This is a genomic window from Methylobacterium sp. A54F (genome assembly GCF_053346035.1).
This window is the reverse complement of the sequence record NZ_JBKFBF010000004.1, coordinates 70439-89321: the sequence shown is the minus strand read 5'-3', so window position 1 is coordinate 89321 and position 18883 is coordinate 70439. Positions and strand designations below refer to the sequence as shown.

General features: G+C 70.8%; 14 protein-coding genes. 5 read left to right on the top strand and 9 right to left on the bottom strand.

The window, feature by feature from the left end:
* Positions 1–26: 26 nt before the first annotated feature.
* Entirely contained in the window at positions 27–2129 is a 2103-nt protein-coding gene (locus ACLBXP_RS08525; protein ID WP_447667203.1) for a GumC family protein, read from the bottom strand.
* Between the two features lie 324 nt (positions 2130–2453).
* Here ACLBXP_RS08525 and ACLBXP_RS08520 point away from each other — a divergent pair, with 324 nt between their 5' ends.
* A complete protein-coding gene (locus tag ACLBXP_RS08520; protein WP_447667202.1) occupies positions 2454–3983 on the top strand; it encodes a glucosamine inositolphosphorylceramide transferase family protein in 1530 nt (509 codons plus the stop codon).
* A gap of 432 nt (positions 3984–4415) precedes the next feature.
* Here the strand turns inward: ACLBXP_RS08520 and ACLBXP_RS08515 are convergent, their stop codons facing one another.
* Positions 4416–5282 (bottom strand): calcium-binding protein, encoded by an 867-nt coding sequence (locus ACLBXP_RS08515; protein WP_447667201.1) that lies wholly within the window; start codon positions 5280–5282, stop codon positions 4416–4418.
* A 427-nt stretch (positions 5283–5709) separates the two neighbouring features.
* On the opposite strand from ACLBXP_RS08515, the gene ACLBXP_RS08510 reads away from it, so the two are divergent.
* The gene (locus ACLBXP_RS08510) at positions 5710–7404 is read left to right on the top strand and encodes a M10 family metallopeptidase C-terminal domain-containing protein (RefSeq protein WP_447667200.1); all 1695 of its coding nucleotides are present in this window, start codon (positions 5710–5712) and stop codon (positions 7402–7404) included.
* Between the two features lie 3 nt (positions 7405–7407).
* Here the strand turns inward: ACLBXP_RS08510 and ACLBXP_RS08505 are convergent, their stop codons facing one another.
* The 7 genes from ACLBXP_RS08505 to ACLBXP_RS08475 all read right to left on the bottom strand — a co-directional run bounded on the left by ACLBXP_RS08505 (position 7408) and on the right by ACLBXP_RS08475 (position 15258).
* Positions 7408–8637, bottom strand: coding sequence for a molybdopterin molybdotransferase MoeA (locus ACLBXP_RS08505; RefSeq protein ID WP_447667199.1), 1230 nt, complete (start codon positions 8635–8637; stop codon positions 7408–7410).
* Positions 8634–9116, bottom strand: a complete 483-nt coding sequence (gene moaC, locus ACLBXP_RS08500) for a cyclic pyranopterin monophosphate synthase MoaC (protein WP_447667198.1) — start codon at positions 9114–9116, stop codon at positions 8634–8636. Before moaC ends, ACLBXP_RS08505 begins: the two co-directional genes overlap by 4 nt.
* Complete coding sequence (trpC, locus tag ACLBXP_RS08495) at positions 9113–9958, bottom strand: indole-3-glycerol phosphate synthase TrpC (protein WP_447667197.1); 846 nt, start codon at positions 9956–9958, stop codon at positions 9113–9115. The genes moaC and trpC overlap by 4 nt, the downstream gene beginning before the upstream one ends.
* A 77-nt stretch (positions 9959–10035) precedes the next feature.
* Entirely contained in the window at positions 10036–11049 is a 1014-nt protein-coding gene (gene trpD / locus ACLBXP_RS08490) for an anthranilate phosphoribosyltransferase (RefSeq protein WP_447667196.1), read from the bottom strand.
* A 92-nt stretch (positions 11050–11141) separates the two neighbouring features.
* Positions 11142–11756, bottom strand: a complete 615-nt coding sequence (locus ACLBXP_RS08485; RefSeq protein ID WP_447667195.1) for an anthranilate synthase component II — start codon at positions 11754–11756, stop codon at positions 11142–11144.
* Between the two features lie 78 nt (positions 11757–11834).
* Positions 11835–13349, bottom strand: coding sequence for an anthranilate synthase component I (gene trpE / locus ACLBXP_RS08480; RefSeq protein WP_447667194.1), 1515 nt, complete (start codon positions 13347–13349; stop codon positions 11835–11837).
* A 7-nt stretch (positions 13350–13356) separates the two neighbouring features.
* Positions 13357–15258: a peptidyl-prolyl cis-trans isomerase gene (locus tag ACLBXP_RS08475; protein WP_447667193.1), complete on the bottom strand. Its 1902-nt coding sequence runs from the start codon at positions 15256–15258 to the stop codon at positions 13357–13359.
* Positions 15259–15443: 185 nt separating this feature from the next.
* Here ACLBXP_RS08475 and tpiA point away from each other — a divergent pair, with 185 nt between their 5' ends.
* The 3 genes from tpiA to ACLBXP_RS08460 all read left to right on the top strand — a co-directional run bounded on the left by tpiA (position 15444) and on the right by ACLBXP_RS08460 (position 18575).
* The gene (gene tpiA / locus ACLBXP_RS08470; RefSeq protein ID WP_447667192.1) at positions 15444–16205 is read left to right on the top strand and encodes a triose-phosphate isomerase; all 762 of its coding nucleotides are present in this window, start codon (positions 15444–15446) and stop codon (positions 16203–16205) included.
* Positions 16206–16366: 161 nt separating this feature from the next.
* Entirely contained in the window at positions 16367–16795 is a 429-nt protein-coding gene (gene secG, locus ACLBXP_RS08465; protein ID WP_447667191.1) for a preprotein translocase subunit SecG, read from the top strand.
* A gap of 151 nt (positions 16796–16946) precedes the next feature.
* Entirely contained in the window at positions 16947–18575 is a 1629-nt protein-coding gene (locus tag ACLBXP_RS08460) for a CTP synthase (protein WP_447667190.1), read from the top strand.
* Positions 18576–18883 lie beyond the last annotated feature (308 nt).

Below are 18883 nucleotides of genomic sequence, written 5' to 3'. Positions count from 1 at the left end.
GGACACGCCCGCTCACGAGCCGGATCTCACGAGGCGGACTTCGCGTCGAAGAGGAGCGAGGCCGAGACCGGGCGCCCGATCGCCTCGGAGGTGTCGACGATCTCGAGGAGGTCGCGCTGGCGGGTGGTGCCGTTGCGGACGATCAGCAGCAGCTTGTCGGCCGCCGCGGCCACGGGGCCGATCCGCAGGTTCTCCGACAGCACGCCGCCGTCGAGGATGACCAGCTCGAACCGGCCCTTCACGGCGGCGAGGAAGCGCTCGACGTTGGTGCGCAGGAGCGCGTCCTGAACGGGCCGGTGGGTGTCGCCGAGGCCGATCCGGCGTGCGCCGGTGGCAGTGTCGTGGCGCGCCACGGCGTTGAGGCTCTGCTCGCCGCGCAGCACGTCGAGGAGGCCGCCGGCGCCCGCCCGCTCCTCGCGCAGGTCCGCGTCGATGATCAGCACGCGGTCGCCGCGGGCGACCGCCACCGACGCGAGGAGGTCGATGGCCGCGCGCCGGTCCGAGGCGTCGGCCTCGCCCGAGGTCACGAGGATGCTGAGCGAGCGTCCGTGCTCCGCCGCCTGGTGTGTCCCGAACAGATGGTCGAGGGCGGAGCCGGCCGCCGTGGCGCTGGGGCCCTCGGCCCGTCGCGCACGGGGCAGGGTGGCGACCACCGGGGCATTGGAGATCCGCTCCAGCTGCCGCTGCGACAGCACGGTCGGCTCCGCGTATTCGCGGACCAGGGCGAACCCCGTGCCGAGGCCGGCGCCGCTGAGAAGGGCCGCGACGATCAGGAAGATGCGCGGCGGCCAGCTGCGCTCCTGGGGTGGGCGCGCCCAGGTGATCACGCGGGCGTTCGTGGTGTCGATGCCCGCCTGCTCCTTGATCTCGCGCGAGCGGACCAGGAAGTTGTTGTAGACGGTGCGGCTCGCCTCGACGTCCCGCTCCAGCTCACGCAGGCGCACGCTCGACTGGGCGGTGAGGGCGGAGTTCTTCTGCAGGCGCTCGAGTTCGCCGGCGAGGCTTCGCTCGTTGGCGAGCGCCCGCTGGTACTCGGTCTCGGCGGCCTGGCCGATGCGGCCGAGCTCGACGTCGATGAGCCGGCGGACATCCGCCATCTGAGCGCGCGTCGCCGCGATGAAGGGGTGGCGCTCACCGAGGTTGGTGCGCAGATCCGCCTCCTTGCTCGCGAGTTCGGCGTACTGCGCCCGCAGGCGCTCGATCACCGCGGACTGGACCGCCTCGGGCGTCGCCCCCGACCCGACCACGCGGCCGCGGGCGTCGCGGATGCCCTGGAGCCGCGCCTTGGCCTCCGCGGTCCGGGTCCGGGCGTTCACGAGGCGGGTGTTGCTGTCGGTGAGCTGCTGCTCGTTCACGAGGCGCCCGCTCGAGGTGATGAGCCCGTTCTGTGCCTTGAAATCCTCGAGCCGGGTGTCGGCCTTGTTCACCGCCGCGCGCAGGTCGTCGAGGCGGGCGCGCAGCTCGCCCGAGGCGCGCTCGGCTGCCGTCGCGCGGGCATCGGTCTGGTCGGCCAGGTAGGACTTCGCGATGGCGTTGACGATGCGGGCGGACTTGTCCGGGTCCGTCGTCGTCACGATGACGTCGATCACGAACACCTTGTCGGCCCGCTTCACCGCGAGCTTGCGGCGCAGGCTGGCGAGCGCCTTCGTGCGGGGATCGCCGGCGGGGGCTTCGGCCGCGAACAGGCCGCGCAGGGGGGCCGTCAGGCGCGCCAGGAGGCCGTTGCTCGGACCGCCGAACTCGGGATCCGCGTCGAGGCCCGCCTCGGTCGCCGCGCGGGAGAGCACCGCGTCGGATTCGATCACCCGCACCTGGCTCTCCACCTGCGCGACGCCGCCGTCGGGCGCCAGGGCGCCCGGATTGACGTCGTTGGTCACGACCTGCCGGTCGCGCGGATCGATCAGGATCTGGGCCGTCGCGGTGTAGAGCGAGGGGGTCAGGACGGCGTAGGCGAGGGCGACCGCCCCGAGGGCGAGGGCCGTCGCCAGGACGAGCCAGCGCCGGCGGACGAGAATGCGCCAGAGATCCCCCACCTCGGCGGCGGTGTCTGGCCGCGCCGGTGCGTACGGTTCCGCCTGCACGGGCTCCACCCAGCTCGCCACAGCGATGTCCCTGTCGATCCGTACCACGCGGGGTCACCATCGTCTCAGATTGAGGCACCCCGGAGGTCGCCTCTGCACGCATCGCAATAGACGCGCAAGTGCGCTGAGATTTTCCAAAGCTTGCGGTCGGTGAAGCTCGGATGCCCTGATTGCTGCTTTATTGGTTAATCACTTTTGTGCGGTAACAGACAAAAATTCATTTCGCTTTAGGGTTATGACACGGATGATACGCTCGTATAGGGGCGTTTAGAACAACGGACGGGTGCATTCGGTGGCTCGATGGAACGATTGCAACTCGACCGCCCGCGACCTTCCGTCGCCACGTATTCCCCTGCGAGAACTACGGATGTCATGCATCTGAGACTGCGCTTCGATGGTCGGAAGCCGCGCCGCTGGCACGCCATGCTGGTGGAACGTCTTCAGCGCGTGCCCGACCTCACGATCGACATCGACGATCGGCCGGGCCGCGATGCGTGGCCCGCCAATGCCGACCTGCTGTTCCGGCTCGAAGCCCTGATCAACCGCCTTCCGGGGCCAGCCGCTTCTGCCCCGCTGGCGCACGACGCCCTCGCGGCCCTGCCGCGCCAGCCCGGGACCGTGCCGGACCTCATTCTGGACACCTGCGGGGACGAGACGGCGGGCGGACGAACGCGGGTCCTGAGCCTCGCGTTCGATGGCCGGCCCGGCGAGACGGGCCTGCTCGCAAGCCTGCTCGCCGGACGTGCGCCGGTCGCCCAACTGACGGAAGGCGGCCTCGTGCGGGCGTCCGGCCGGCTCGGCACGGAAATGCGCGGCAGCGTTCTGACCGCCTTCGACGACGCGCTCAGCCGCACCGCAACCTTGATCGGCGCCGCCCTCGCGAACCCGGACCGGACGGGGCTCCGCGCCGTCGATTCCGCGGCGGGTCCGATACCGGCCCCATCGCTCACCCTGCCGCACCTCGCCGGAACGGCCTCGCGCCTTCTCGCCCGCGCGATCGTCCAGCGCCTGTACCATCTCTGCTACCGGGCACCCCACTGGCGGGTGGGCTGGCGCCACCTCGAAGGCCCCGACCTGATCGACCTTCGGGATCATCCCGCCGAGGGCTGGCACCGCCTCGCCGACGACGGGCGCCGATTCTATGCCGACCCCTTCCCGGTGCGGCACCGCGGAGAGACCTGGCTCTACGTCGAGGAGTTCATCCACGCCATCGGCAAGGGCATCGTCTCGGCCGTACGGTTCGGCCCCGATGGTCCGGTCGGCCGTCCGCAACCGGTGCTGGAGGAGCCCCATCACCTCTCCTACCCGTTCGTGTTCGAGCGCGACGGCGCGGTCTGGATGATCCCCGAGAGCGGGGCCGCCGAGACGATCGATCTCTACCGTGCGACAGCCTTTCCGGGAGGCTGGGAACGGGTGGCGACCCTGGTGTCCGGAGTGGTGGCGAGCGACGCCACGCTCCTGGAGCACGATGGCCGCTGGTGGCTGTTCGCGACCATCCGCGACGGACGCGCCAACGCTCCGCTCGGCAACGGCTCCTATTCGGATGCCCTGCATCTCTGGTCGGCGCCTGATTTTCGAGGGCCCTGGACGCCCCATGCCCGGAACCCGGTGCTCGTCGACATCGCCTCCGCGCGGCCCGCAGGGGCGATCGTGCGGCGCGGCGACGCGCTGATCCGGCCGGTTCAGGACTGCACCGAGGGGTACGGTCGCGCCCTCGGCCTCGCGCGGATCGACCGCTTGGACGACGACGGCTACGCCCAGAGTGTCGAGACCGTCCTGCGCCCGGGGCCGGCCTGGCCCGGCACCCGGCTCCATACGCTCAACCAGGGCGGCGGCTTCGAATTCATCGACGGCTCGGCGCGGGCCCCCCGCTTCGGCTTGATGGGGTCGAACCCCGCGTAGGCGCCTCGCTGAACCCGCGGCCGACCGGACCAGGAGAGGCGTCCGCTTCAGACGACGATGTCGGCACTCCCGCCGCGGCGTGTCGCTGCCGAGGTCACCGAACACCACGTCGTCACCGACATAACCCAGCACGGCATCGCCGCCGGTCCCCAGACATGACGCATGCGGATCGGTCGCCAGCAGGGTGTACGTCGATCGAAGGCGGCACGGCGCGTCTGCGCGAACGTGAACCCAATCAGCGAAAAGCCAACGTTGAGGTCAACGCGGGCAACTCAAGCCAGATCAGTTGGCGCATAGACCAACACAGCATTCATAAGTCAACATCACGTATAACATTTACATAACTAACTTGCGGGAAAACATTAATTTATACATCTCGCCAATGCCTCAGTCTATATCTCTAAATCTCATTAGCCGCGCACCGGGAGAGCCTCACGCCAGGTAGGCCGTGAGATTACCGAGATTTGCGCCGCCGCTGATCTCGACAACACCGCCGCCCGCGAGGGTCACGACGAGGTCGCGCCCGGTGACGGTCTGCGTGAAGCTCTGGCCTCCGAAATCGAGGCGGTCGCCTTCTGCCGCGCTGAAGCCGAGGATCAGGTCGCGGCCGGAATTGACACCGAACAGGTAGGTGTCCGCTCCGGCCCCGCCGATCAGGACGTCGTCGCCCAGGTCGCCGGAGAGGCGGTCGTCGCCGACGCCGCCGCACAGGGTGTCGGCGCCCTGGCCGCCGAAGAGAACGTCGTTTCCGAGGTCGCCGTAGAGGAGGTCGGCGCCGGCATTGCCGAACAGGCGGTCGTCGTCCTGGCCGCCCGCCAGTGTGTCGCGGCCACCACCGCCGCTGAGCGTGTCGGCGCCGCGGTTCCCATAAAGGAGGTCAGCCCCGGCTCCCCCCGTCAGCAGGTCGTTGCCGCCGAGCCCCATCAGGGTGCCCCCGGCGTCGCCGAGCACGAGGCTGTCGGCGCCGTCCGTCGGCCCGGCGCCCACTCCGCCGCCCGCGACGGGGACGAGGTCGCCCATGCCACCGGCCGGCTCGCTGGTGAAGAGCTGCCGCGCGTCGAGCACCGTTCCGTCCGCGAAGCGGTAGAACTCGATGCCTTCGAAGGTCACCGTCGCACCGAGGCCCTGCAGCAGCACGGCACCGGGCGCGATGCTGGCCCTGTAGTCGGAGCGCGTGCCGGCCAGGACGGCCACGTCGTTGCCGGCGCCCCCGACCAGGGTGTCGTCGCCGCCGGCGCCGTTGAGCGTGTCGTTGCCGTCGCCACCGGTGAGACGCTCGGCGGCGGTCGTGCCGGTCAAGGACAGGTTCGCGGCAGTCGCAACGCTCGTCATGGACGCAAACTCACGCGGTTTCCGGGTCGTTCGGCCTGACCATCCAATGGACTGTCCGGCCTTCGTCTACCCAAGACTTCGATGACCGGTGTTGTACCAGATCCGGTAACGCCTCGTTAGGAAAGCTTTCGACACCGTTAACGCGGCGGCGCCCCCCGTGGAAGCGGCGGCAGCCGCAAGGCTTCCTCAACCACGGTTCTCCAGCTGCCGTTATCCCTTCCAAATCGAAACGATCATTTCCTGTAAATGTCGCATTATCCAATTCAATCGGCCTTCATTCTATCGCTTCAGATCGCGCAAACTTAACAAAAATTGTACGTAATCGCATAAAGATCTCGGTCAGATCTTTGGATCAACTTCTGTCCCAACAAAGCAATTCCACAGGGACAGGGTCATGTGCATCTTCTGCCAGGCTGGCGCGTCGGTTTTCGGGTATCCGTCGAGCGCCCAGGTCGCGGGCTCGTCCTACGTGGCTGCCGCGCTCGAGCCGGCGGCGGGTGCGGCGACCGGCAGTCAGTACGTGGACGGCCTTCTCTCCGGTTCCCGCTGGACGAGCGCCACCGTCACCTATGCTTTCCCGACGTCGAGCGGGAACTACGCCTCGAACTACACCTCCACGAACGAGCCGACGGCCTCGGGCTTCGCGGCCATCTCGGCGCAGCAGCAGGATGCGGTCCGCTCGGTGCTCGAGGGGACCGGCTCGCAGTTCCGCTACGGTTCCTATGAGAGCGTCATCAACCTGACGATCCGTCAGGGGAACGCCGGATCGTCCGACATCCAGCTTGCCCAGAGCAGCTCGCCCTCGACGGCCTACGCGTATTATCCCGGCAGCTACAATGCGAGCGGGGATGTCTGGTTCGGCACGCGCTACAACTACACCGCACCGACCGTGGGCAGCTACGCTTGGCTCACCACGATCCACGAGCTCGGCCACGCCATGGGGCTCAAGCATTCCTTCGACACCAGCGGCAACGGCGCCGTGCCGGCCGACCGGGATGCGATGGAATACACGGTGATGAGCTACAACTCCTACGTGGGCCAGTCGAGCTCGGGCTACACCAACGGCAGCTACGACTACGCGCAGACGCTGATGATGTACGACATCGCGGCACTGCAGAAGCTCTACGGCGCGAATTACTCGACGAATGCCGGCAACTCCACCTACACCTGGAACCCGGGCACCGGCGAGATGTCGATCAACGGTGTCGGCCAGGGCGCGCCGGGCGGCGGCGTCGGCGGCGCGGCGAACCGCGTCTTCGAGACGGTCTGGGACGGCGGGGGCACCGACACCTACGACCTGTCGAACTATGCCACCAACATCAACCTCGACCTGACGCCCGGCGGCGACACCAACTTCGGCACGCAGCTCGCCAACCTCGGCGGCGGTCGCACGGCGCAGGGCAACGTCTACAACGCCCTGCAGTACCAGGGCAGCGCGGCCTCGCTCATCGAGAACGGGTTCACGGGCTCGGGCAACGACGTGCTCACGGGCAACGACGCCGCGAACCTCCTGATGGGCAACGGCGGCAACGACACGCTGTCGGGGGGCATCGGCGCCGACACGCTGTTCGGCGGCCTCGGCAACGATTACGCCAACGGGGGCGCGGACGCGGACTTCGTGTTCGGCAACCAGGGCGAGGACGTGCTCGACGGCGGCGCCGGCAACGACAGCGTCTACGGCGGCCAGGGCAACGACCTCGTCTCCGGCGGCGACGGCGACGACATGGTGTTCGGCAACTTCGGCGTCGATGTCGTCTACGGCAATGCCGGCAACGACACGCTGTTCGGCGGCCAGAGCAACGATACCCTCTGGGGCGGGGCCGGCAACGACGTCCTCTGCGGCGATCTCGGCGACGACGTCCTCTCGGGCGATGCCGGCGCGGACGTCTACAGCTTCAACGCCAATTCGGGCGCGGACCTGATCCTCGGCTTCAACGCGGGCGAGGGCGACCGCATCCGGCTGAACGGCCAGACCTACGCGGTCGGCACGGCGGCCGACGGCTACGCGCTCCTCACGCTCTCGGGCGGCGGCACCGTCGAGCTCTCCGGCCTGCAGGCGGCGCAGGTCAATGCGAGCTTCTTCGCCTGACCCTCAGGTCAGGGCGCGATCGAGGCGAATGATGCGGCAGGGCGCTCCCGCCCGCGCCGCAGGCGCGTGGGGCTCGCGCACCAGCAGGGCCTCCGCCTGTCCCAGCACCGACAGCATCGAGGAATCCTGGCGCGTCTCCGGATGGGCGACCGGCAGGCTGTCGGGTGCGGTGTCGAGGCGGGCACGCAGGTAATCGGCCCGGCCGTCGTTCGGCCCGAGGTCGCGGCCGAGGCGGGCGGGCTCGCTCCGGTCGGCGCCGGCCCGCGGATCGCCGAGGAGCGCGCGGATCGCCGGCACCACGAAGAGCAGTCCGCAGACGATGGAGGAGACCGGGTTGCCGGGCAGGCCGATCACCACGACGTCGCCGAGCCGCCCGTGCATCAGCGGCTTTCCGGGCCGCAGCGCGACCCGCCAGAATCCGAGTTCGAGCCCCTGGCCGCGCAGCGCCGCCTGGACGAGGTCGTGGTCGCCGACCGAGGCTCCGCCCAGGGTGACGAGCAGGTCGGCCCGCGCGGCCCTTGCCCGAGCGAAGGCGGCTTCGAGATCGGCGACGTTGTCTCGGGCGATCCCGAGATCGATGGGCTCGGCGCCGGCGCCCCGGGCAAGCGCCGCCAGCGCCAGCGCGTTCGAGGCGACGATCTGGTCCCAGGCTGCCGGTTCGCCGGGAGCGACGAGCTCGTCGCCGGTGGCGAGGATCGCCACCCGCGGGCGCCGCCGCACCGACAGGCGGCCATGGCCCGAGGCCGCCGCGAGGGCGAGGCGACGGGCGTCGAGGTCGTCGCCGGCACGCAGGAGCCGCGCGCCCTCCTCGAAGTCGAGGCCGGCACGCCGGATGAAGCGGCCCGCAGCGACGGCCTCGTGGGCGACGACCGCACCCTCCCGGGCCTCCGCATCCTCCTGGATCAGGATCGCGTCGGCCCCTGCCGGCACGGGCGCCCCCGTGAAGATCCGCACCGCCTCGCCCGGCGCCAGGCTCCCGGAAAAGCCGTGTCCCGCGGCACTCGTGCCGACGAGGCGCAGCGTGGCGGGGATGGACGAGAGATCGGCGCTGCGCACCGCGTAGCCGTCCATCGCCGAGGCGGGAAACGGGGGCTGCGTGCGCAGCGCCGCGACATCGGCCGCCAGCGTGCGCCCCGCGGCCTCCGACACGTTGATGCTCTCCCCATCGACCGGCCCCCTGACGGAAGCCAGGATGCGCGCGAGCGCCTCGGCGACGGGCAGCAGGCCGCTCACGCCTCCTCCGCCCGGTAGGCGCCCGACCGGCCGCCATCCTTGGCGACGAGCCGGATCCCCTCGATGCGCATGCCGCGATCGACCGCCTTCACCATGTCGTAGACGGTGAGGCAGGCGACCGAGACGGCGGTCAACGCCTCCATCTCGACCCCGGTCGGGCCCTGGACGCGCACCTCGGCGCTGAGCCGGAGGCCCGGCAGGGCGTCGTCCGGCTCGCAGGTCAGCTGCACCTTGGAGATCAGGAGCGGGTGGCAGAGCGGGATCAGCTCGTGCGTGCGCTTGGCCGCCATGATCCCGGCAAGCCGCGCGGTGCCGATGACGTCGCCCTTCTTGGCATCGCCCTCGCGGATCAGCCGCAGGGTCTCGGGCCGCATCACGACATGCCCCTCGGCGATCGCCGTGCGGGTCGTCGCCGCCTTGTCGGTGACGTCGACCATGTTGGCGGCGCCGCTGGCATCGAGGTGGGTGAGGCCGGTCATCCGTTCGTCCCGAACAGCAGGCGGCGGGTGGCCGCCGCCACGTCCGCCTCCCGCATCAGGCTCTCGCCGACGAGGATCGCGTGGAGGCCGCTCTCGGCCAGGCGGAGCACGTCGTCATGGCCGGAGATGCCGCTCTCGGCCACGGCGATCCGGTCGTCCGGGATCCCGGCCTTCAGGCGGATCGCGTTGTCGAACGAGACCTCGAATGTCTTGAGGTTGCGGTTGTTCACGCCGACGAGGCGCGTGCCCAGGGGGATCGCGCGGGCAAGCTCCTCGGCATCGTGCACCTCGACGAGGACGTCCATCCCGAGGTCGTGCGCGCTCTCAACGAGGTCGGCTGCTTCCTCGTCGTCGAGGCAGGCCATGATGACCAGGATGCAGTCCGCCCCCCAGGCCCGGGCCTCGTAGACCTGGTAGGGCTCGAACAGGAAGTCCTTGCGCAAGACGGGCAGGGCGCAGGCGTCGCGCGCCGCGCCGAGATACTCGGGCCGGCCCTGGAAGGACGGCTCGTCCGTGAGCACGGAGAGGCAGGTGGCACCGCCCTCGGCATAGGCGGCCGCCAGGGCGGCCGGGTCGAAATCGGCCCGGATCAGGCCCTTCGAGGGCGAGGCCTTCTTGATCTCGGCGATGAGGGCGGGCCGCCCCGCCGCGATGTGGCCCGCCACCGCCTCCGCGAAGCCCCTGGGCGGGCTCATGGCGGCCACCTTCGCCTCGAGCTTGGCGAGGGGCACGCGCAGCTTCGCCTCGGCGATCTCGCGGCGCTTGTAGGCCTCGATGCGGGCGAGCACGCTCAACCGGTCGTGCGGCGCGTCCGCGGGGGCGGACGTGGTGGGCGCGGACATCCGAGATCTCCCAGGGCCGGTTCGCGGCGCCGACCGTCCTCGACGATCACGGGCGCCCCGAGACTATGCCAAATGCGTCAGGCGTTCGAGATGGCAACGAGGCGCGCGAGGGTCGCGCGCGCCGCGCCGCTGTCGAGGGCGGCGGATGCGCGGGCGACGCCGTCGGCGAGGGAGTCGGCCGCGCCTGCCACGACGAGGCCGGCGCCGGCGTTCAGCACCGCGATGTCCCGGTAGGCGTTGGCGGCGCCGTCGAGCACGGCGCGGAGCGCGGCCGCGTTGTGCTCCGGGTCACCGCCGCGCAGCTCGTCGAGGCTGCGCAGGGGCAGCCCGACGTCGCGCGGGTCGATGCTGAAATGCTCGGTCCGCCCGTCCGCGAGGGCGACGACGGCGGTCGGGCCCGTGACGGTGATCTCGTCCAGCCCGTCCGAGCCGTGGACGGCCCAGACGCGGCGGCTGCCGAGCTCGGACAGCACCCCGGTCAGGGGCTCGGCCCAGCCGGCCTGCGACACGCCGAGGAGCTGGGCTTCCACGCCCGCCGGGTTGGCGAGCGGGCCGAGCAGGTTGAACACCGTACGCACCGGCAGCTCCGCCCGCACCGGCGCGACGTGGCGCATGGCCCCGTGATGGGTCTGGGCGAACATGAAGCACAGCCCCGCCTCCCGCAGGCAGCGGGAGAGCCCGTCCGGTTCGAGGCCGAGCCGCACGCCGAGGGCCGCGAGCACGTCGGCGGCGCCGGAGCGCGAGGTCGCGGCGCGATTTCCGTGCTTGGCGACCGGGACGCCGCAGGCCGCCGCGACGATCGCGGCAAGCGTCGAGACGTTGTAGCTGCCCGAATGATCCCCGCCGGTCCCGACGATGTCGATGGCGCCGGGGACGGGCTCGACGCGGAGCATCCTCGCCCGCATGGCCGAGACGGCGCCGGCGATCTCGTCCGGCGTCTCGCCGCGGACTTTCAGGGCGGTCAGGAAGGCGGCCGCCTGGACGGGCGTCACCGAGCCGGAGAGCAGGTGGTCGAAGGCCGCGAGCGCCTCGGGCCGGTCGAGGCTCGCGCCGCCCGCCACCTTGGCGAGGAGGGGCCTGAAGGATTCCATCGCAGGGACTTCCGGGCAGGGACTTCCGGGGCTCCGCGGCCCGCGCTCACGGGGCGGACGAGCCGCTCGCCACCCCCGTCGTCTCGGCAGGCTCAATGCACGCCGCAGCCGCGCTTGTCACGCCCGGCATTCCAGGCGGCCGCTATGTCGAGGAAGTTGCGCAGGATCCCCGTGCCGTGCTCCGAGAGGATGCTCTCGGGGTGGAACTGGACCCCGTGCACCGGCCGCTCGGCATGTTCGAGCCCCATGATGAGCCCGTCGGCCTCAGCCGTCACCGTGAGGTCGGCCGGGCATCGGGCCCGGTCCACCACGAGGGAGTGGTAGCGCGTCGCCGCGAAGCTGTCGTTGAGCCCGCGGAAGATGCCGGTCGCCCCGTGCCGGATGGTCGAGACCTTGCCGTGCATCGGCGTGGGCGCCCGCACCACGGCCCCGCCGAAGGCCTGGCCGATCGCCTGCAGCCCGAGGCAGACCCCGAAGATCGGGATCTCGGCGCTGAGGTCCCGCACCACGTCGAGGCAGATGCCGGCCTCGGTCGGGGTGCAGGGCCCGGGCGAGAGCACGATGGCGTCGGGCGCGCGCCGCCGCAGCTCGTCCACGGTGACCGCGTCGTTGCGCTCGACCGCGACCGATCCGGCGAGGGGGCCGATCAGGTGGACGAGGTTCCAGGTGAAGGAATCGTAGTTGTCGATGACGAGGACATTGGGCATCGGGCGCGCTTCCATCGCCCGGATGTGACGGGCGCGGCGACCGGGGTCAAGGGCAGGGCCGGCCTCGCGCCGCCCGGCTCACTGCCCCCGCCGCGCCCGCGTGGCGAAGCGCACCGCATCCTCCGCCGCGCGAAACAGCGCCTTGGCCTTGTTCACGCATTCCTGCTGCTCGGAGGCCGGGTTCGAATCGTGCACGATCCCGGCGCCCGCCTGCACGTGCATGCGGCCGTCCTTCACGATGGCCGTGCGCAGCACGATGCAGGTGTCCATCTCGCCGCGCGCGCCGAAGTAGCCGATGCAGCCGCCGTAGGGCCCACGCTTCTCCCGCTCCAGCTCGTCGATGATCTCCATCGCGCGCACCTTCGGGGCGCCCGAGACCGTGCCGGCCGGGAAGCCGGCGGCGAGCGCCGAGAGCGGATCGTGCGCGGGGTCGAGGTCGCCCTCGACGTTCGAGACGATGTGCATCACCTGGCTGTAGTATTCGAGGAAGAACGAGCCGGTGACGCGCACGCTGCCGATGCGGGCGACCCGCCCGACATCGTTGCGGCCGAGGTCGAGCAGCATCAGGTGCTCGGAGCGTTCCTTCGGATCGGCGAGCAGCTCCTCGGCGAGCGCCCGGTCTGCGGCGGGCGTCGCGCCCCGCGGCCGGGTCCCGGCGATGGGCCGGATGGTGACGACCCCGTCGCGGACACGCACCAGGATCTCGGGGCTCGAGCAGACGACCTGGAACTCCTCGAAGTCGAGGTAGCACAGGAAGGGCGCCGGGTTGGTGCGGCGGAGCGAGCGGTAGAGCGCGAAGGCCGGCAGTGTGAAGGGCGCCTCGAAGCGCTGCGACAGCACCACCTGAAAGATGTCGCCCGCGACGATGTACTCCTTCGCCCGCGCGACGAGGGCGGCGTAGGCCTCCGGCTCGGTGTTCGAGACGGGTTCCGGCGCGGCGACGTCGGACAGATCCGCGCGCACCTCGACGGGCAGCGGGCCTTCGAGGGCCGCGGCCACGCGGTCGAGCCGGTCGAGGGCGGCCTCGTAGGCGGCCCGCGTCGCGGTCCCGTCCGGGCGCACCGGGCAGACGACGGTGATGAGATCCCGCACCGAATCGAAGACCACCATCACCCGGGGGCGCACCAGGACGGCGTCCGGCACGCCGAGGGGGTCCGGGTTCGGCTGGGGCAGGGCCTCCATGGCCCGCACCATGTCGTAGCCGAGATAGCCGAACAGGCCGGCTGCCATCGGGGGCAGGTCGATGCCGGCCTCCTCCGCGATGGCGCTCTCCGCGATGAGGGCGCGCAGGCTGTCGAGGGGCGCCCGGTCGTCCGCCGCGAAGGCCGTCAGGTCGCCGCGGGCGAGGGACGGCTTGCCGTCGCGGCAGCGCCAGATCAGGTCCGGGTCGAGGCCGATCATCGAGTAGCGGCCGCGCACCACCCCGCCCTCGACCGATTCGAGCAGGAAGGCCGGGCCTGCATGGACGGCGCGCAGCTTCAGGAAGGCCGCGACCGGCGTCTCCAGATCGGCCACCAGCGCCTGCGCCAGGAGCGCGGGCCGCCCCGCCTCGTGGAGCGCGGCGAAGGCCGCATAGTCGGGCGCATCGGCCATGGGCGGCTCAGTACTCGCCGCCGAGGGCGCGCTTCAGAGCGGCCTGATTCACGCTGACGCCGGCGTTCTTCTGCACCTCGGCGATGTACTCGCCGAGGATGTCGTCGGCGAGCGCCGTGCGGAAGTTCGACTCGACGGTCTTGTCGCTCGGCGAGCCCGGGACGTAGGCGGGCATGGTCGCGGCGGTGACGCGGAACACGGCCCGGTTCTCGCCGGAGGGCGCGGTGCCGCCCTTCTGAACGTTCGTGGCGAAGACGCGGTTGACCACATCCGCCGTCAGGTCGTCCTTCGGCTGGTTGCGGGCGAGGTCTTCGGCATTCCGCGGGTTCAGGCCGACCTCGGCCGCCAGGGCGTCGAGGTTCTCCCCCTTGTCGAGGCGCTCGGACAGCTCGCGGCCCTTGGCGGCGAGGCGCCGCCCGACCTCGGCATTCCGCCAGCCGGCCGTCACCTGATCGCGGACCTCGTCGAGCGGCTTGTCGTGGGCCGGGTCGATGCGCGTGACGTCGTACCAGATGTAGCCGCCGTCCTTCGTGCGCAGGGCCTCGTTGTCGCCGCCGATATCCGAGCGGAAGGCGGCCGGCAGGGTCGTGTCGGAATCGGGGATGCCGGCGACCTTGCCGCCCGCCGGGTCGTTACCCTGCGCGTTGACGGCCTCGATCGTGGTGAGGGTCAGCCCTTTCTCCTTGGCAATGTCGGCGAGGAACTTCGCGCTGGCGCGCTGGTCCTCGATCGCGTCGTGAAGGCCCTCGATGCTGGACCGGGCACGCTCGAGGGCCACACCCTTGCGGATCTCGGGCGCGACCTCGGCCAGGGGCTTCACGGTCTCGGGCTCGATGGCGGTGACGTGGAGGAGCACCGTGCCGAAGCGGCCCTTCACGGGCTTGCTCACCGCATCCTTCGGGAGCGCGAAGGCGGCCTCCGCCACGGCGGGATCGAACAGCTCGGCCTTGGTCAGCGTCCCGAGGAGCAGGCCCTTGGCGTCGGTGCCGCGCTCGGCCGCGACCGCCTCGAAGGTCTTGGCGCCGCTCTCGATCTCGGCCCGCGCCGCCTCGGCCGCGGCCTCGTCGGGGAACACGATCTGCTGGATCGTCCGTCGCTCCGGGCTGCCGAAGCGGCTCTTCTGCGCCTCGTAGATCTTCCGGACATCCTCGTCCGTGATCGCGTCGGGCTTGGCGAGCGCGTCCGGGCTCAGCACCAGGAGGCCGAGGCCCCGATACTCGGGCGCCCGGTAGCTCGCCCGGTTGCCGTCGTAATAGGTCTTCAGCTCCTCCTCGGTCGGTGCCGGGATGTCGCCGGCGACCGAGGGCGTGAGCAGCAGGTAGGCCGCGGAGCGGCGCTCGGTGGTGTAGCGGTGCACGGCCTCGCGCAGCGCCTGCGGCACCGGCAGGTCGGCCGACACCGCCTCGGCGAGCTGCAGGCGGGCGATGACCGCGCGCTGCTCGCGCACGAACAACGCCTCGTTGAGGCCGGCGCGCTGCAGGGTCTGGTAGAACAGGGTCGGCTCGAACTTGCCCTGCTCGTTCTGGAAGCTCTTCTCCTCCTCGATCGCCCGGCGGACGGCCGAGTCCGGCACCGCCAGGCCGAGGTCGCGGGTCTTCTGGTCGAGGGAGGCCTCGGTCACGAGCTGGGACAGCACCTGACGCTCGATGCCGAGCGCCCGCGCCTGGTCCGGCGTCAGGTTGCGCCGGAACTGGGTCTGGTAGCGCTGAAGCTGGTTCTGGTAGGCGCTGCGGAGCGCCTCGGCGGAGATCGGCGTCTTGCCGACCGTCGCGACCGTCGTGCTCGACCCGCCGCGGAAGAACTCCTCGACGCCGAAGATCGCCACGCCCGCGATGAGGAACGTGAAGATCACGGTGAGCACGATCTTGCCGAGCCAGTGCTGGCTGGCATTGCGGATGTTCTGCAGCATGGTCGCGTCGTATGTCCCGGGCGGGTCCGGCCTCTCGGATCGCGGCCCGCGCATAGACCATAAGCACGCCCACGCAAAGCCGCGGCGCGGGGCGCTGCACCCACGCATCACCGTTTGCGCGCTCAAGCTCGCTCTGTTAGGCCGCAGCCGGCTTCAGGTGAGGTCGCGTGCGCGTGAGGAACGGGATGGCGAGGAGCGGACGGCGCCCCCTGGTTGCCGGCAATTGGAAGATGAACGGCACGCGAGCCTCGCTCGCAACGGTCGAGGCGATCCGCGACGGCCTGTCGCCCAAGCTCGTCGATTCGATCGACGTGCTGATCTGCCCGCCCTCCACCCTGATCTCGTCCTGCGTGGCCACGGCCCACGGGTCGGCGATCGCCATCGGCGGCCAGAACCTGCATGCCCGCGAGAGCGGCGCCTTCACGGGCTCGATCTCGGCCGAGATGCTGGCCGACCTCGGCGCGCGCTACGTCATCGTCGGCCATTCCGAGCGGCGCGCCTACCACCACGAGACCGACGACGGCGTCCACGCCAAGGCGCTGGGCGCGCGCCGCGCCGGCCTCTGCGGCATCATCTGCGTCGGCGAGACGATGGAGGAGCGCGAGCAGGGCCGGGCGCTCAGCATCGTGCGGGCGCAGCTCGCCATCGGCATCCCCAAGGGGGCGACCGCCGTCGACACGGTGATCGCCTACGAGCCGGTCTGGGCGATCGGCTCCGGGCGCACGCCCACGCCCGACGAGATCGCCGAGGTCCACGCCTCCCTGCGCGAGATGCTCGACAAGCTGGTGGGCGCAGAGGCCGAGAAGATCCGCATCCTCTACGGAGGCTCGGTCAAGCCCGGCAACGCCCGCGAGCTGATGGCGGTGGACAACGTCGACGGTGCGCTCGTCGGCGGGGCCAGTCTCGTCGCCGAGGATTTCCTGGGAATCTGCAACGCCTACGCCTGAGAGCGCCCGCGGCGGGGCTGCCGCCCGCGGTGGCACGGGACGGTTGGCGCGGGCGGTCAAAAGGTGTATGGGCCGCCCCCATATGTGGTCTTGGCCCGCGGGCCACGCCCGCCCGCGCCCCCGGTCCACCTCCCGACCGGCGCGCCGCTCCTGGAAATTCGATGCAGACCGTCCTGATCGTCGTCCATCTCCTCATCGTGCTCGCGCTCATCGCGGTGGTGCTTCTGCAGCGCTCGGAGGGCGGCCTCGGGCTCGGCGGCGGGGGCGGCGGTGGCGTCTCCGGCTTCATGACCGGGCGCGGACAGGCCAATGCGCTGACCCGCGCCACGGCGATCCTCGCGGCCCTGTTCTTCGCCACCAGCATGACGCTGGCGGTGATGTCGCACCGGAGCGCGGCGCCGAAGTCGATCCTCGACGGCACCGCGACGAGCGGGCAGCCGGCCAAGCAGCCGAACGCCGACAACCTCCTCGACACGCTTCGCCAGCAGGGCGGCGCGCAGCAGCCCGCGCCCGGGGCGCCGGCCGCGCCGGCACCGAGCTCGGCTCCGCCCGCCGCGCCCGCCGCGCCCGAGGCGCCGCAGTCCCGCTGACGACGGTGCGGGCGGACGACGCGCGCCCGCTTCAGGCAAGAATCCCGACGCCGTGACGCCGACCCGGCGTCGCGCGGTTCCACAGGAGTCGCGCGGCGCCGGCCGTGGGCGATTTGGCAATTCACCCGGCTTTCATTATGGATCGAGGCCCATGACGCGGTACGTTTTCATCACCGGCGGCGTGGTTTCTTCCCTCGGCAAGGGGCTGGCTTCCGCAGCCCTCGCGGCGCTCCTGCAGGCCAGGGGCTACAGCGTCCGCCTGCGCAAGCTCGACCCCTACCTGAACGTCGACCCGGGCACGATGAGCCCGACCCAGCACGGCGAGGTGTTCGTCACCGACGACGGCGCCGAGACGGACCTCGACCTCGGCCACTACGAGCGCTTCACCGGCGTCCCGGCGACGCGCGCCGACAACATCACCACCGGCCGCATCTACCTCGACATCATCACCAAGGAGCGGCGCGGCGACTACCTCGGCGCGACGATTCAGGTGATCCCCCACGTCACGAACGCCATCAAGGCCTTCGTGCTCGAAGGGAACGAGGCGTTCGACTTCGTGCTCGTGGAGATCGGCGGCACGGTGGGCGACATCGAGGGCCTGCCCTTCTTCGAGGCGATCCGCCAGCTCGGGCAGGAACTGCCGCGAGGCTCGACGGCCTTCGTGCACCTCACCCTGCTTCCCTACATCCCGTCCGCGGGCGAACTGAAGACCAAGCCGACGCAGCACTCCGTCAAGGAGCTGCGCTCCATCGGCATCCAGCCCGACATGCTGCTCTGCCGCTGCGACCGCCCGATCCCGGCTGACGAGCGGCGCAAGCTCGGCCTGTTCTGCAACGTGCGCGAGACGTCGGTGATCGAGGCCCGCGACGTCGAGTCGATCTACGACGTGCCGCTCTCCTACCGCGAAGCCGGGCTCGACCGCGAGGTGCTGGCGCATTTCGGCCTCGAACAGGCCGCCGAGCCGAAGCTCGAGAAGTGGCGCACCATCTCCGAGCGGGTCCGCAACCCCGAGGGCGAGGTCTCGATCGCCATCGTCGGCAAGTACACGGGCCTCAAGGACGCCTACAAGTCGCTCACCGAGGCGCTGACCCACGGCGGCATCGCTAACCGCGCCCGGGTGAAGCTCGAATGGATCGAGTCCGAGGTGTTCGAGCGCGAGGATCCGGCCCCGTTCCTCGAAGGCATCAACGGCATCCTGGTGCCGGGCGGCTTCGGCCAACGGGGCGCCGAGGGCAAGATCCGCGCGGCCCGCTACGCCCGCGAGCGCAAGATCCCGTACTTCGGCATCTGCTTCGGCATGCAGATGGCGGTGATCGAGGCGGCGCGCTCGCTGGCCGGGATCGCGGACGCGAACTCCACCGAGTTCGGCGAGACCACGGAGCCGGTGGTCGGCCTGCTGACCGAATGGCTGCGCGGCAACGAGCTGGAGCGGCGGGCGGCCGAGGGCGACCTCGGCGGCACCATGCGGCTCGGCGCCTACCGGGCGAACCTCGACCCCGCCTCGAAGATCGCCGAGCTCTACGGCGCAACCGAGATCTCCGAGCGCCACCGGCACCGCTACGAGGTCAACATGGCCTACCGCGAGCGGCTGGAGGCCAGGGGCCTGCGCTTCTCGGGCACTTCACCGGACGGCCTCCTGCCCGAGACCGTGGAGCATGTCGGCCATCCCTGGTTCATCGGCGTGCAGTTCCACCCCGAGCTGAAGTCGCGCCCCTTCGAGCCCCACCCGCTGTTCAAGGGCTTCATCGCCGCGGCGATCGAGCAGAGCCGGCTGGTCTGAGACCCTGTTTGAGGCGTTATTCCAACGCGTTACCTCATCCTGAGGTGCCGCGTCAGCGGCCTCGAAGGAGGGCTCCAGGGATCGCGCGGCTTCTGGACGGCTCCTTCGAGGCTGCTTCGCAGCACCTCAGGATGAGGGGGATGGGCTGGACAACGGCCACCGGTCCGACAGCCCTTTGCTGTCATGAATCAAACAGGCTCTCAGGCGGAGTAGGTCGCGCAGGTTGGCGGTGCGGTGCGCTCAAGAGTTACGTGAATGCGGGTCGGCGTGGGTCCTCGCTCCCCGCCTCCAATGCGTCTCAGGCAGTT

What these genes read in the sequence shown, in the direction of transcription:
- ACLBXP_RS08520 (WP_447667202.1), top strand. Translation starts at nt 2,454, where the DNA reads ATGCATCTGAGACTGCGCTTCGATGGTCGGAAGCCGCGCCGCTGGCAC.
- ACLBXP_RS08510 (WP_447667200.1), top strand. Translation starts at nt 5,710, where the DNA reads ATGTGCATCTTCTGCCAGGCTGGCGCGTCGGTTTTCGGGTATCCGTCG.
- moaC (WP_447667198.1), bottom strand. Translation starts at nt 9,116, where the DNA reads ATGACCGGCCTCACCCACCTCGATGCCAGCGGCGCCGCCAACATGGTC.
- trpC (WP_447667197.1), bottom strand. Translation starts at nt 9,958, where the DNA reads ATGTCCGCGCCCACCACGTCCGCCCCCGCGGACGCGCCGCACGACCGG.
- trpD (WP_447667196.1), bottom strand. Translation starts at nt 11,049, where the DNA reads ATGGAATCCTTCAGGCCCCTCCTCGCCAAGGTGGCGGGCGGCGCGAGC.
- ACLBXP_RS08485 (WP_447667195.1), bottom strand. Translation starts at nt 11,756, where the DNA reads ATGCCCAATGTCCTCGTCATCGACAACTACGATTCCTTCACCTGGAAC.
- trpE (WP_447667194.1), bottom strand. Translation starts at nt 13,349, where the DNA reads ATGGCCGATGCGCCCGACTATGCGGCCTTCGCCGCGCTCCACGAGGCG.
- ACLBXP_RS08475 (WP_447667193.1), bottom strand. Translation starts at nt 15,258, where the DNA reads ATGCTGCAGAACATCCGCAATGCCAGCCAGCACTGGCTCGGCAAGATC.
- tpiA (WP_447667192.1), top strand. Translation starts at nt 15,444, where the DNA reads ATGGCGAGGAGCGGACGGCGCCCCCTGGTTGCCGGCAATTGGAAGATG.
- secG (WP_447667191.1), top strand. Translation starts at nt 16,367, where the DNA reads ATGCAGACCGTCCTGATCGTCGTCCATCTCCTCATCGTGCTCGCGCTC.
- ACLBXP_RS08460 (WP_447667190.1), top strand. Translation starts at nt 16,947, where the DNA reads ATGACGCGGTACGTTTTCATCACCGGCGGCGTGGTTTCTTCCCTCGGC.